Here is a 14,756-nt window from a genome sequence, read left to right on the forward strand (position 1 = left end):
ATCGTATAATAAGGTATCGAAACATATAGATTTAGTGAAGATATGTAGTATTAAGCATCCCAAGCAGGGGTGCTTTTTCTATTGAAAGGAGTGATGCTATCAATGATCTTCTACTTAAAAATAATTGATAAAGTTAAAAAGGGGGACATTTTTACTCCATATATGAATAAGTTGGTTCGTAAAATTTGTTTGAGAAGATAAAATAATGAAAAAAAAGTTTACTAGAAAGATATAATACTCAATCTAGTAAGAGAAGCAATAAATATTTGGAAAATTTATTATACATTACAAATCTTATTATTTGACTCCGCCGAGGTTCATGACGTACACTCAAAAAATCTTTTAGGCATTTCCTTATTCAACTTTTTAGTAAACCTATAATCAGAATAGGGGAAACGAGATCAAGATAAAAAACGTGGTGTGGTGTTAATATGAGACAAACATGAGATAATATTTTTCTTGTCTCATGTTACCATTTTAGTAGTTAGAAATACTGAAATGGGGGATTTCGGGTGATAGACATACATTGCCATATCCTGCCTGGTTTGGATGGTGGACCTGGTACATTGGAGGAGAGCTTGAAAATGGCGGAGGAGGCTGTTTTCGAGGGCATTGATACAATTGTAGCGACTCCGCATGATAGAGTGGATAATGCGTTGAATCATAGACAGAAAATATTCGCTGCGATTGATGAATTTAATGACGCGCTTAGGGAAGAGAATATCCCACTCCAGGTGCTGCCGGGACAGGAAGCATTTGTATCGAGTGAGTTATTGGGTGAACGCGATTTCCTGGATCTGTTGCCGGTGAATGTGAATACGAGCTATATTTATCTGGAATTGCCAGAGAATCCGCTGCCTAGTTATGTAAAGCAGTTAGTTCGCGAGATGCAAGCTGCAGGTTTCCATCCGGTAATTGCCAATCCAGAGAAGAATCCTTATATTGCCCAGCATCCTGATTTTCTATATGATCTTGTGAAGAATGGCTGTTTAGTTCAAATTGCATCTGTAAGTGTGAATGGTGATCTTGGGGGCAAAGTACGGAAATTCACACAGCAGCTAATCGGAGCTAACCTGGTACATTTTATTGGTTCGAATAATCATAAGTCCGGAAGAGGGTTTGGCTTGATGAAGGCGTATCAGGAAGTGGCCAAACAGTTCGGGAATGAGATAGTGTATATGTTGATGCAAAACAATTGGAAGATGGTTGAAGGCGCGGTGGTCGTTCGGGATGAACCGGTGAAAATCAGCCGACGAGGAATGAAACGGATATTTTAAGCAAAAGGCACACAGAGAATGAAATGCACCCCAAAAGTTAGAGTAACACTTAACTTTTGGGGTGCATTTTTATGAACATAAAATATGCGTGAGCTGCTGAATAGCCTTTTTCTGATGCCGGTAGAACGTAGCTCTGCTCATATTGCACATTTCGGCAGCATGTACTGCGTTCTCTGGAAAGCGGATAAAACCGTTCCAGAGAACATCTCGCTGGTCGGAAGTGAGGTGGTTTGTTTGTTTTAATAAAGACATAATTTTCATTTGGACAGCTTGACCAGTGGCACAATCAGTAAAGTAGTCTGTGTATTCTTCCAGCTCAATTGTTGATTTAATAGAATGCAGTATTTTTCGTGTTTCTTCTATTGTTAAAGTAGGAATCTGCTTTTGTTTAAACGGCACCAAATCGAAAATCCAGTCTTCAAATGCCCCTTTTCTGAGGTCCAATTCCAATACTTCTGCCTTAGCCCAGGAAGTGTCACAGCGTGTATCTCCTGCTGGACGGCTGCGGAAGCCAATAGTACGCAGGAATTGATTTAAGGACTCATTCGTCGCAACGAGAATTGCGCGTTTGCCAGGTTCCAGCTTCGCAAGCTGTTCCATAATAAGCATGCCTGTTAATTCCTGTCTTGTATAAGAGAGGTGGTGATCGGTTGCTGTTATAAGAATCGGAACATACGAATCTGCTTGCAAAGCTGCTTGTCTGCAGCCTTCTGGTGTGAAGCAGGCTTCCAGATCAGCACGGAAATGATGCAATAAAAGTGGTGCAGTCTTTGTTGTAAAATGCACAGTGATGAACATCCCTATTGGTAGATGTTGCTGATTACGTAATAAAAGAATGGTATCAGGGTCCAGTTGAATTAGTGCATCCAGGAACTTATGATAATTCTGGTTATGTTCAGGATCTAGACTATATGAACACCAATCTTCTATTAATTCATGTAAAATCGGTATGTCACTCTCTACGATATGGTCTGTCTCCACTTGGGTAATAGGAGAGGCGAAACTTAAATATGCATTATTTTTAGGCCATATATCTCTATTCATTTTGAGTAACGCAGACGTAATAACGGCTCTATCCGTTAAAGAGGTATCAGTTAATTGCTGATAAAGCACTTGCATACAAGTACGATGAAGGCTGGCTAAACGGCTGGGTTCTCGCATCTGGAAGTCTTGTTTTAAATAGTTCTTTGCGATGTCATGCAGCTTCAACCCATAAGGATGCAAATCTATAAAGGACAGCTTCTGCAAAGAACGATACTCATCTAAGCATATGGGGCGTTGCAATACAGCTGCCAGCAATTCCTGATTGGCATATTCCATCACGATTAACGCCTCTAATAACGGATGCAAGGAAACAGCGGTCACTTCTCTCAGAAACTTTGCACTGATAGTTTGACTTACGATACGCAAATCAGCTTTCCTGCTCTTTGTTAACATATCGACAGCTAGTGCAAGTCCTAATGGAAATCCATCTGATTTAAAAGCTAATTGATGAGCCTGTTTTGCCGGTAAATTAGAAACGGCGTTAATATAGTTTAGTGTTTCCACGTATATGAAATGTGTTAGCGGTAAAGAAACTGTCCTCATATGCGGAGAAGCTACTGGATTTCTCGTTGCAAGGACAATACCAATTCCTTTAGACGCCATGTGAGGAAGAAAAGCGTTGATAAACCAACTGTGTAAGACTGTTATTTCATCGAAATGATCCAAGTATAAAATAATTTTCCTTTGAAGCGGATTATGAATAAGGATATCAATCGATGCACCATGCTGATAAGGGTGTATCAGCATATGAAGATACTCCATAAAACCGTAAGGAGTCTGCGGACAAACACTTCCGTCTAGGAAAATGGTATGTATTCCTTTTTCTTTTGTATCATGGTTCATTTTTGCTAAGAGGGCACTTTTTCCGATTCCACCCATGCCCGATACGACGAACAATGTGGAGACAGCCTGATCTTCCGCTAACCAGTTGTGGTATGTAACAAGTTCTTTGTTCCGGCCAATGAAAATATGTTGCCGGACAACTGGTTCTATAGGCAATAATTCCTCCACTCCAATCGCTCCTTTTAATTGTTATATGTTACAAGAAACATAAGTATATATTACTATAAATACCTTTTATATATGACAAAAGTGACAAAAATAGACAAAAGTAATTTTATTCTGTTTTTTTAAAGTGGATATTTTTTGCAAAACTTATAAAAACTATATTCCACTAATACTTTTCATGCTATTATCTTTAGTAGGTATTTTCAGAAAGGCGGTTTAACTTTGACTTTACAACGTCAGACGCGTAAGAAAAAGAAAGTGCGCAAATTCAGACTGTTTATGATGGTATTCCTAATTGCTTTCCTGGCGATCGGTGGTTATGCTGCATTTGAATATATTTCTGCCTCGCGAGCTGCGAACGCAGATAACAACTTAAGTGATGAAGTGGAATTCAATGGTTCGGATGAGAATGTTGATAACGTGAATGTTCTTGTACTCGGCAGTGACTCCCGCGGGGGAGACACTGCACGAGCTGATACAATCATGATTGCCAATTACAGTTCGGACTCGAAGCAGCCCAAGCTGATATCGATTATGCGTGATACGTATGTGAACATTCCGGGCTACGGGTATAACAAAATTAATGCGGCCTATTCAATTGGCGGACCGGAATTAGTACGTAAGACAGTTACCGAAAACTTCGATATTGATATTAATTACTACGCAGAAATTGATTTCAAGGGCTTTGAAAAGCTTGTTGATGCCGTAGCACCGAACGGAATTGAAGTGACAGTAACACCGGAAATGACAACTGACGAGAAAGCATTGGGTGTCCAATTAACGGAAGGTACTCAGAAACTGCATGGTGAAGAACTGCTGGCCTATAGCCGTTTCCGTCATGATGCGAATGGTGATTATGGCCGAGTGCAGCGCCAGCAGGAAGTCCTTGGCAAGCTGAAGGAAGAAGTTGCTAGTGTGACGACAGTTGCTAAGCTGCCAAAGATGATTGGTATTGCTAATGGGTATGTCACTACGAATGTCCGTAATGGTTTGTTGTTATCGATGGGAACAGATGTCCTAAGAGGAAAAACAGAGGATATGGAAACGATGCGTATTCCTGTGGACGACACCTATCATGATGCTCGCTACGATGTGGGAGCAGTGTTGGAATTCAATGTGGGCGGCTTGGAACAGAATGCTCAGGAAGCTCAAACCTTCTTAAATCAGTAATATAGACCTCTTCTTTTTACAATAATCCGGAAAAAGAAGAGGTTTTTCATGATATAATTTAATTTCCAATGGTAGCAGAATAAGGGGGAAATGGTTTTGGGCAGGAAAGAAAAACGTAAGAAGAAAAGAACTTGGCTGAAGGTAACCTTAAGTATTATAGCGGTTTTAATAATTGCAGTAGCTGCAACGGGTATCTATGCTGCCAATAAAGCGAAGACGACAGTCAACACGATGCAAAAAGACTCCGACTCAATTGATAAGAAACAATCAATAACAAAAGTGAAAGATCAAGAGAAATTGAATGTTTTGCTTCTTGGTGTGGATCAGCGCGAAGACGATGCTGGCCGTTCCGATGCATTAATGGTTATGTCTCTTGATCCATCGAATGATTCTATGAAACTAATAAGTATTCCACGTGACTCACGTACTGAAATCGTCGGTCATGGAACAACGGACAAGATTAACCACGCATACGCTTTTGGCGGGGTTGATATGGCGATTGATACGGTAGAGAACTTCCTTGATACAGATATCGACTATTTCGCTGAAATGAACATGGAAGGCTTGTCTGACTTTGTCGATGCCGTTGGCGGTATCACTGTGAATAACCAGCTTGATTGGATCGATGAAGGGTATTACGAAAAGGGCTATCATTACGCGCAAGGAGAAATCCAACTGGATGGACCGAAAGCGATGGGCTATGTTCGTATGCGTCACTTGGATCCTGATGGTGACTTTGGACGAAACGCCCGTCAGCGTCAGGTAATCCAAGCTGTAATCGATAAAGGTGCCAGCATCAACTCTGTAAGCAAGATTGATGATATCCTCGGAGCACTAGGAAATAATGTCGAAACGAATATGGACTTCTCTACGATGACAGACTTATTCAAGAATTACCGAAACGTACGCCAGAATTCTGAGAACTATCAGATGCAAGGAACAGGTACAACGATTGATAAGGTATATTATTATGAAGTTTCTCAAGAGGAACGAGATAAGGTCCATGATATGATTTCATAGTAACAGCCAGAAATAGCCTTCCTAAATATTGGGAGGCTATTTCTTTTGTCCTTATAATTATCCATATATTTGTTATACATTAATCAGAAAGCCGTGCTCTTATCTGTGCTATCAGAACTGTTTTTAACTACTCCTGCCTCTCATCATCTAGCCTTATCGCTCTATTTATACCTTAAAACATTAATGATAACCTAGATACTGCTTATGTTTTTACTACTAACCTGAGGCAACTAAAAAGGAGCACACAGCATGAAGCAGCCATTAAAAATAGGTTTGATTTGCTTAACACTATTGCTAACAATCATCATCCTTCCCATAAATCTTTCCCCTTCCACCTATGATAAAACAAAGGTGGTTTTTAATTCCTACGACTACAATGATTCACTATACTATGTAACGAAAATCTATTATCAAAATGAGCTTGGTAAGACGTCACCGGTTAAAAAAGCGTACGCAAATGATGGCTTCGGCAAGGGGTTAGAAGAAGTACTATCCTTTTCGGAGCGGCATGGCCCCAGTGTGGCGATTAATGCTAGTGTATTCAATCCCGACAAGGGTGAGGCTTATGGTATCCAAATGAAAGATGGAGAGCTTCAAAGAGAGAATAGTGATTTGGGTAATAGCTGGCTGCTAGGCAGTGATCATGCAGGTCGGCTGTATTCGTTTCAGTCACGATTTGCGGATAAAGAAATGGAAGCGAAGAATATCGTGAATACGTGGCAAGGTTTCTTTCCTTTGGTTGTAGAAGGAGAGTGGAAAAACTACTATCGCTCTTATTCTATTCCCAACATTAGGATCGATAATCCTCGGCAAATCATTATGCAGGATTATTATAACAATACATACATCTATACATTCGATGGCAGGACAGAACAGAATAGCGGAATAACGTATACGGACTTTTATCATATTATCAAAAATAAAATCAAATACATTCGGATTGCATATGTGCTGGATGGAGGAGGCAGCACATCTCTTGTCCTAGATGGAAGGGCAAAGAATGATTTAATTGGAACTAGTAAGGAAAAAGACGGGAGAAAAGTTGCTGATTTTATCTATTTCGACTAAAAATTATCATTACTTTCGTCATCTTTCGTGTTTAGAAGGATAAACCTATAATTTTAAGCGAATGTAAATTATCTTTTTTGTTTGTAAATTATTTGTAAATGTAATGAGAGGAGACGATAGATTGTCTGTTTACAGCGAAGTATCGAATGGCTCTCTCGTATTCAAGGATGGTTTACTGGACTTCAACGGTTCAGCTCAATTGGTTACGAGAAAGAGAAGCTCCAACAAGAAGTATTATGTATATGATGCAGCAGGCCAAATTATTTCGGAAGAGAACGACGCGTCTCATGACGTTACGATTAAAGAGATTGTCTATCACAAAGGGAAGCAAGTTATTTTTTATTTGGATAAGCGGATGAGATTATCTTTTATTGTGACTCGGAAACATAAACGACTTACAGAAGAGCAAATAATTGAGAAAGCAGAATTAGCGCCTTCACAGCGTGTCTGGAGCGTCCCGCTTTTTAATATGATTTTATTCATCGGGGTATTGCGGTTTAGGTATACGAATATACAGGATTATGACATCGCACTTGGTTACGACAAGAAATACAGGTACCCGATCAAGTATTTGTTTTCTAAGGGGATACGTGAGAAGAATACGTTCAATACGAGTAAGCTGAAGCTTTTATATCATACATTCTTTTGCATCATACCAACTAAGGATTTGGAAAGAATATATGTTGAAACAAGCTCAATCAATCTACCGATGTTTCTTCGAATACATAACAACACGGCTAATTATTACTACCCGTTCAAGAAGAATGGTTTTGATAAGTACAGCCGTAAGCATTATCTTTATAATACGTTCAATTACCGTATAAGCAAAAGCTTGTCTGCATTTATCAGGAAATCTGTAACAGGGCAGTTAGTAATTGTGTACTCGAATAAGCTGCATAAATCAATTGTTTTGAAAGAGGCAATTGCTTACGTAATTGTGAAATTATTTGCTCGGAAAAATAATCGAATTATCCTTTTTGAGAAGTTTTGTGAAGGAGCCAGCGAGTCAGCTTATGAAATCTTTAAATATGCCAGGCAGGAAAACGATAATATGGCAAGATTCATTATTGACGCCCAATCGGACTTATACCCTGAATTAATTGAACAGTTTGGCGGCAGGTATATCATTAAGAAAAATACGCTGAGAAGCTTTTATAACATCTTTAAAGCAAATGCATTGATTTCATCTGACTTAGCTACCCATATTCAGCGGCGACTGTACGATAATGATCGATTAATCAAGAAGAAGATACTGGATAATAAAAATAAAATATTCCTTCAGCATGGTGTAGCTCTTGCCACGAATGTATTTGAAAGAGGCTACTTCAATAAAAGAGTGCCGATTGCACCGGATTATATCGTGACGAGCTCCAGGAGAGAAAGTCGGAATTTTTTGAAGTATGCAAATTATAAGCAGGAAGATATTATACCTACTGGTCTTCCTAATCTGGATTTGTACGTTGCATCCAAAGAGTCGGTTCGAAAAGAAGAAATAACCTTTATGCTTACTTGGAGACCATGGGATCTGACAGGCGGTAAAACAGAGGGTTCGTATGTGGGCAGGTACATACAATTCATCCGAATGATCAACAATGACCCTTTTTATCAAGGGAAAAAGATCAATGTCGTATTGCACCCGAAGGCGAAAGTGATACTTCGCGATCAATTTCCGGATGTGTATGAAGAGATAAAATCCAAGCTATATGCTGGAGATATAAAAGATATCCTTCTTAAAAGTAAAGTGCTTATCTCTGATTATTCTTCTGTTACATTTTATGCATTTGCTGGAGGAAGTAATGTCATCTTCTATTGGGAGGATAAAGCAAAAGCAGAAAAGGAATATGGAGCCCGGAACATCCTGCAGAAGGAAAATGCATTCGGCGACATCATTTACGATTTCAATCAATTGAATGCTTTTATTAAGAGCAATTATGAGCAGGAGCAAAAAGCTGCCTACCAATCGAAGTTCAGTTTGATGGTTGAGAGAACCGACGGAAACAATACCGAAGAAACATACAATTATATACGTAATATTCTTGATAAGGAGAGGGGACTGGCTGATGCTGAATATAGAAATAAAAGGTTCTTGCGTAACGAGAGAGTCCTTCAATTATCAGGACAAGAAAACATACAAAGTAAGTAAATATATTTTTCAAAAGCCTTTAAAAGTCATTTCCACTGCGCCCGCAGCTCTTGCTGATGAGGCTGCTATTATCAGAGACATAAAGCTGCAGTTAACCAATAATGAAAGCGTCAGCGATTTCGTACTGAAACAAGTGGATGATAGCTTCTCTAAACAGTTCATTATTGGGGGAGCAGATTACTTCATTTTTGATTTAATCGATGAACGGATGCCAACTCTTAAAATCGGGGAGTCCTACGTGGAACGCCGACCGGAGATACAGAAGGTCCTGGAAAGCTTCGGAGTCGATTTTCTGAATGAACCAGGTAGTGCTGACGATCTATACGGTTACATTGATGCCTTCATTGAGGGTCTTCAGGAGTATTATCCATTAGATCGTGTCATCCTGCATAAAGCCTTTGCTCAGTTTAAGGTATCTGATGGGGAACAGCTTGTCCCTCTTTCTTATACATTTCCAGATGAAGGACATCGGAAATACAGTGCTAAAAGAGCAGTGCAGACTAATTTATTTTTAAGCTCGTTATACGAATACATTGAAAAAAAATATCCTGAGATTCATATTATCGAACTCAAGCATATGGACTATTATTCCACGCATGACCATGTGTATGGCCGAGGATATTATCATTATAATGAAGGATATTATAAGGACTTTTTAGCTGAATTAGATGGTATTGTAAGCGGTATTCCATATGACATAGAGAAACAAAGGTTAATTGCGAAGGATAATCTTCACCTCTTTAAGCTTCAGCAAAATGTTCTGGATATTACCTCAGGATTTGAGACTGACAGAAGACTGCTGTTGACAGAAATACCAGATCATAAGCCAGTGGATGCGTTATTCCATGATAAAAATGGATTGAGAATATGTAAGATTTATTATCCTAACGGTGCAAAACGTGGTTTCATGTTTTATATCAGAAACAGGATTATTGCAAAAGTAATTGTTAAAGAAGGGCAAAGTTATATATATACTCCGGATGAAACAGGGAAATTTGCAGCAACAGTTGTTTGGAATCCACAAGGATATCGTTTGCTGCGAGAAGGAAGCCAGTATATAGAAAAAGCCAACGAAGTTTCAATCGTCATCAATAAGCTGCAAAGAGTAAAAATCTTATTCAGAAAAGACGATTTCTCCATCTTGCTTTACAATTACAATGCATTAGTAGCAAGACATGAGTTCCAGCAAGCTTTCCTTCATACAGCAAGAGTTTTTGCAGCAAATGGGAAGCTCCAGGAAGTACTGTATGCAAAAGGATACAAACGAGCAGGAAGAATGGCGTCTTCCTATAAGTATGATGAAGATGGTAATTTAGAAAATAAAACAGACTTTTATTTGGATGGCAGTTTGTACACCAAACTAGAATACAATCCAGACGGAACTTATTTCCGAAAGATATTTTACAAAAAAGATAAACCGCATCGAGCAGTCCAATTTCAAAATAATAAACAAGCAAAGCGCTTGGTGTATTATCCGGACGGATCCTCGTTACAGCAGGAAGTAGACTTTTTTGAGGATGGCACTAGAAGAAAAGTAACGATATTTGATGAGAACGGACATATTAAAAGAGTGTTGGTTCGTGAGTCACCAAGGGAAAATCTTTCTGTAAAGGATGCAACCCTTCTGGAAGTTTGAAGAGAATAAAAGAGCTCCTGTCCGATGTGGACAGGAGCTCTTTTTTTAGTTCACTGTATGCATATGCTTCGATTCTCCAAGCACAGCTTCTGCGATATTCACTGCATGGTCCCCGATACGTTCGAGGTTGCTGATGATGTCGATGAAGACAATACCAGATTGGCCGCTGCAGGAGCCTTCTGTCAGACGCTGTATATGCTGTTTACGCAGCTTGCGTTCGAGCATGTCGATTTTCTTTTCTTGTTCGACAACTATTTTAGCTTGATTTTTATCATTATTTTGCAAGGAAAGCATAGCATCCTTCACTGTGTCGGTAGTGAGAAGGAACATTTCAGTCAGATCTTCCATTGCAGAGCTGGAGATTTTGACTTTGTTCGATTGCTGATACTCAACGAGCTCAATGATGTTCTCGAAATGGTCACCAATTCGTTCGATATCGCTTACTGCATCGATCAATGCACCGTGCTCTTCTGATTCCTGAGCAGAAAGCGACTCAGCAGAAATTTGGACAAGATAGTCCATGATTTTGCGATCGAAGTTGTTAATGGCTTCTTCTATTTGGTAAGCACTATTAGCGTGCTTTACTTGTTTCGTCTGCAAGAATTGATTTGTTTCTTCCAAACCTTGAACAGCCACTTCTCCCATACGTACCACTTCTTGCTTTGCATTGCCTAATGCCACAGAAGGTGATTGCTGGATCATGACTGGGTCCAGTCCTTTTGTATTGTAAGCAACCACCTTATCGTCACCTGGAATCAATTTCGTAACAATCCAAGCGAGAACAGCAACAAATGGAATCTGAATCAACGTGTTCGTGATATTAAACGTTCCATGTGCAAATGCAATGGTCATACTTGGGTTCAGATCCCATGCTGACTGCATCCAGTTTACAAGTGCAGTATACGGGATAAGCAGGATCAAGAAGATCACACTACCAATCAAGTTAAATAATACATGTGTTGCGGCTGCTCTTCTTGCTGCAATAGATGCACCGATAGAAGCAAGCACAGCCGTAATCGTCGTTCCGAGATTATCTCCGAACAAAATTGGCAAGGCTGCCTGCAAATCAACAAGCCCTTCCGTATAAAGACCTTGCAGAATACCGATTGTTGCACTAGAGCTTTGAACAACGACCGTGAATAGCGTACCAGCCACGACTGCCAAAATTGGGTTGTCGCTTAGCTGCACAGTTAGGTCATGGAAAGATTCCAGGCTGCGAAGCGGCTTCATAGCTCCGCTCATCAGTTCAAGTCCATAGAACAATGCACCAAAACCGAAGAAGATTTGACCAATGTTATTGATTTTTTTGTTTTTAAAGAAGAATAGCATTAGTGCTCCGGCGGCTAGGATTGGCAGTGAATACGCACCAACATCCAAACCGATGATGAATGCAGTAATAGTTGTACCGATATTGGCACCCATGATAACGCCAATCGCCTGACGCAGCGTCATAAAACCAGCACTAACCAAGCTGACCGTTATTACGGTTGTACCTGAACTGCTTTGGATCAGGACCGTAACGAGAATACCGGCAAGTACCCCCATAAGCGGGTTAGTCGTGAATTTATCCAGAATATCGCGTAATTTATCTCCAGCCGATCTTTGGAGTCCGTCTCCCATCGACTTGATACCGAAAAGGAAGATACCTAATCCTCCAATAAAAGAGAAGATTATTTCCTGTAAATTTATATCCAAGTTTTTCACCCCTAAGGTTAATAATCTGTCACAAACACGACTATTATGTCTAATTGTTAAAGGTATGTAAAGGCAATTATGAAAGGATTTACAAAAGCTTTACAAAAGTCTGAGGAAGTCATGTGATTATTGTTATTTAAAGGAAGAAATGCAAATAAAAAAAGCTGTTCCTTTAAGGGAACAAGCTCTTTAAAATCAAAGCAATTGACTATATCCGTCAATCACGAAATAAATCGTTAAGATCATCATTACAGCGAGTAATATTAGCATAGTGTAGAAGAATGCCTTTTTACCTTTAGATGGTTTAGAATCCATTATAGTGCTCCTTTTTCGTAATCAATAAGAACATCATACCATGCTTGTCTTACATAATTCCATCGTTACTCCTCATACTAACGAGACGAGGAGGGAACGGCATTGAAAAAGCATCCAGGTAATAACGGGCAGGGCAAAACATCGAATACAGGTAATATGAAGTGGTGGCAGCTGTCGCTTGTCGGGATCGGCTGTACGATTGGGACGGGGTATTTTCTTGGTTCGGTAATTGGTATCCATTTGACTGGATCTTCCATCGTCATTTCTTTCGTTTTGGCTGCGATTGGTACGCTGATTGTATTTCTATCACTGGCTAAGATGACTGCAAATGATCCACAGGAAGGGTCGTTTTGTTATTATGCGGGCAAAGCATTCGGTGGATGGGCTGCTTTCAGCTGCGGTTGGAGCTATTGGTGCTCGAATATCCTGATCATGGGCAGTCAGCTGACCGCAATTTCTCTCCTAAGTCAGTTCTGGTTCGAGAAGGTTCCTTTATGGGTGTTCTCTGCTATCTATGCAGTATTGGCGATTATCGTCGTGTTGGCAGGCGCAAAAGGGTTCAATAAGATGGAGAATATATTTGCGGTCGTTAAGACGGCTGCAATTACAATGTTTATTGTTTTGGCAGCACTTGTCTTATTTAATGTCATCTCTACGGAATCGACGTATAAGCCTTTTGAGGAATCCTTCCTGCATGATGGATACAAAGGATTATGGGCTTCACTTATTTATGCTTTCTACGCTTTTGGGGGTATTGAAGTTATCGGATTGATGTCCATGCAGTTGAAGAAGAAGGAAGAGGCTGCTAAGGCGGGGACAGTCATGCTGATTGGTTTGGCGATACTTTATGTCGTTTCACTGCTGTTAGCAATCAGTATGGTCAAAACGCACGATTTCAAAATGAATGAAAGTCCATTTGTTACAGCACTATCGAAAACACCGCTTGATTTCTTTCCGCATGTGTTCAACGCAGCTGTTATCATCGCAGGCTTCTCTACTTTATGTGCAGCACTGTTTGCGGTAACCAACTTGCTCGTCACACTAGCAAAAGACAAAGATGCACCGCAGCTTTTCGCTAAAAAGCTGAAGTACAAGGACCTGCCTTTAGCTAGTATGCTACTGGCTGCAGTAGGTCTGCTTGCAAGTATTATCACAGCTTTATTATTGCCCGGGAAAATTTATGAGTACATCACCACGGCGGCAGGATTGCTGCTGCTGTACAATTGGCTGTTCATTTTAGCTTCGGCTTGGAAAAACGAGAAATTCAAAATGGGCAATAAGCTGGTTACAATCATTGGTGGTATCCTGCTGCTCGCAGGTATCAGCGGAACAGCAGCCGAGGCGGAAGTACGTCCAGGCTTATATGTAAGTGCCGGCTTTGCTGTACTTATTCTGATTATCGGCATTTGGGTCAAACGCAAAAAATCAGAGCACACTCAAAATGCCTAAATATCCAAAATAGATACCGAAGCCAAGCAGTGACATTCCAGAAACAAGGGTAATTAGCCGCAGCAGTCGATCATTAAGGAATCGGCGCAGACTGCTGGATAATAATGCAATCACATTATCCCAAAGAAACACACCAACAAAGATGCTTATTGTATAAAGTAGTAAATGGTCTGCCTCGCCTTGCTCGACGATTTTAGCGAGAACGGAGCCGTAAACACCTACCCAGAACATGATAGAGATCGGATTGACGAGTGCAAGGAAGAATCCGTAACGGAGTCCCTGCAGCGGAGCAACTGTCGTCATACTGGCACGAGTCAATGTTCGTGTCTTCAGTACACTCTCTATGCCTAGATAAAGAAAAACGAAGCTGCCGAAGAAGTAAAGAAAAGACTGAACTACCGGAATCATGATCACATGATAAAATCCAAGATACACAAGCAGCATATACAGGATATCCGCCAGCATGGCTCCGACCCCGACGGATAAACTTTGTAGGAACCCGCCGCGGATTCCTTTTTCCATTTGAGCGGCGTTGACTGGACCGACTGGTGCAGAGAGACTTACTCCTAATAATATATAATTGAGTATATTACCCATGCTTGGCCTCCTTTTAGCTGACTTGTACAGCCTATTCAGAGCAATGGGAGGGTAGTCCATCTTTTTATTTTACAAATTATTAATACACTAGCTGAAACACGCATTTCTTCATAGGAAATGCGTGTTTTTCTTTTTGATTCTAGCTATTACGACAGATCTTGCAGTTAAGCAACTGTAAAATCTGTTAAAATGGACGTTTTCTGCTTCAAGATGTCGAATTTGGTAAATTAACCCTTTTCTTGCAAAACATACGATTATAAGACAGAATAGCGAGGGGTGAACAAAAAGTCCTAATTTTTGTAAAGGAGGATAGAGGTTGATAAGCTGTTCTGCC

General features: G+C 40.1%; 10 protein-coding genes. 7 read left to right on the plus strand and 3 right to left on the minus strand.

Going from position 1 to position 14,756, the window contains the following annotated elements:
- Positions 1–512: 512 nt before the first annotated feature.
- The gene (locus AE2B122_RS07160) at positions 513–1,277 is read left to right on the plus strand and encodes a tyrosine-protein phosphatase (protein ID WP_175073511.1); all 765 of its coding nucleotides are present in this window, start codon (positions 513–515) and stop codon (positions 1,275–1,277) included.
- Positions 1,278–1,346: 69 nt separating this feature from the next.
- Here AE2B122_RS07160 and AE2B122_RS07165 read toward each other — a convergent pair whose 3' ends face one another.
- On the minus strand, positions 1,347–3,332 hold the full coding sequence (locus AE2B122_RS07165) for a hypothetical protein (protein WP_175073513.1): 1,986 nt from the start codon (positions 3,330–3,332) through the stop codon (positions 1,347–1,349).
- 219 nt (positions 3,333–3,551) lie between these two features.
- Between AE2B122_RS07165 and AE2B122_RS07170 the strand changes: the two genes are divergently transcribed.
- From AE2B122_RS07170 to AE2B122_RS07190, 5 genes are all read left to right on the plus strand, one after another.
- Positions 3,552–4,499, plus strand: coding sequence for an LCP family protein (locus AE2B122_RS07170; RefSeq protein WP_254593443.1), 948 nt, complete (start codon positions 3,552–3,554; stop codon positions 4,497–4,499).
- Between the two features lie 96 nt (positions 4,500–4,595).
- Positions 4,596–5,519 (plus strand): LCP family protein, encoded by a 924-nt coding sequence (locus AE2B122_RS07175; protein WP_371809504.1) that lies wholly within the window; start codon positions 4,596–4,598, stop codon positions 5,517–5,519.
- Between the two features lie 249 nt (positions 5,520–5,768).
- Entirely contained in the window at positions 5,769–6,587 is an 819-nt protein-coding gene (locus AE2B122_RS07180; protein WP_175073516.1) for a phosphodiester glycosidase family protein, read from the plus strand.
- A 121-nt stretch (positions 6,588–6,708) separates the two neighbouring features.
- On the plus strand, positions 6,709–8,730 hold the full coding sequence (locus tag AE2B122_RS07185; protein ID WP_175073518.1) for a CDP-glycerol glycerophosphotransferase family protein: 2,022 nt from the start codon (positions 6,709–6,711) through the stop codon (positions 8,728–8,730).
- A complete protein-coding gene (locus AE2B122_RS07190; RefSeq protein WP_175073520.1) occupies positions 8,648–10,366 on the plus strand; it encodes a DUF6270 domain-containing protein in 1,719 nt (572 codons plus the stop codon). The genes AE2B122_RS07185 and AE2B122_RS07190 overlap by 83 nt, the downstream gene beginning before the upstream one ends.
- 45 nt (positions 10,367–10,411) lie before the next feature.
- Here the strand turns inward: AE2B122_RS07190 and AE2B122_RS07195 are convergent, their stop codons facing one another.
- Positions 10,412–12,061 carry a Na/Pi cotransporter family protein gene (locus AE2B122_RS07195; RefSeq protein WP_175073522.1) on the minus strand — a complete coding sequence of 550 codons (1,650 nt, stop codon included), beginning with the start codon at positions 12,059–12,061 and terminating at the stop codon, positions 10,412–10,414.
- A 471-nt stretch (positions 12,062–12,532) separates the two neighbouring features.
- Between AE2B122_RS07195 and AE2B122_RS07200 the strand changes: the two genes are divergently transcribed.
- Positions 12,533–13,825, plus strand: a complete 1,293-nt coding sequence (locus tag AE2B122_RS07200; protein ID WP_095218666.1) for an amino acid permease — start codon at positions 12,533–12,535, stop codon at positions 13,823–13,825.
- On the opposite strand, the gene AE2B122_RS07205 is transcribed toward AE2B122_RS07200, so the two are convergent.
- Positions 13,802–14,422: a LysE family translocator gene (locus tag AE2B122_RS07205; protein ID WP_175073524.1), complete on the minus strand. Its 621-nt coding sequence runs from the start codon at positions 14,420–14,422 to the stop codon at positions 13,802–13,804. The genes AE2B122_RS07200 and AE2B122_RS07205 overlap by 24 nt on opposite strands.
- Between the last annotated feature and the right edge of the window lie 334 nt (positions 14,423–14,756).

The sequence above is a fragment of the Terribacillus sp. AE2B 122 genome (genome assembly GCF_902497585.1).
Classification (GTDB): Bacteria; Bacillota; Bacilli; order Bacillales; family Amphibacillaceae; genus Terribacillus; species Terribacillus saccharophilus_A.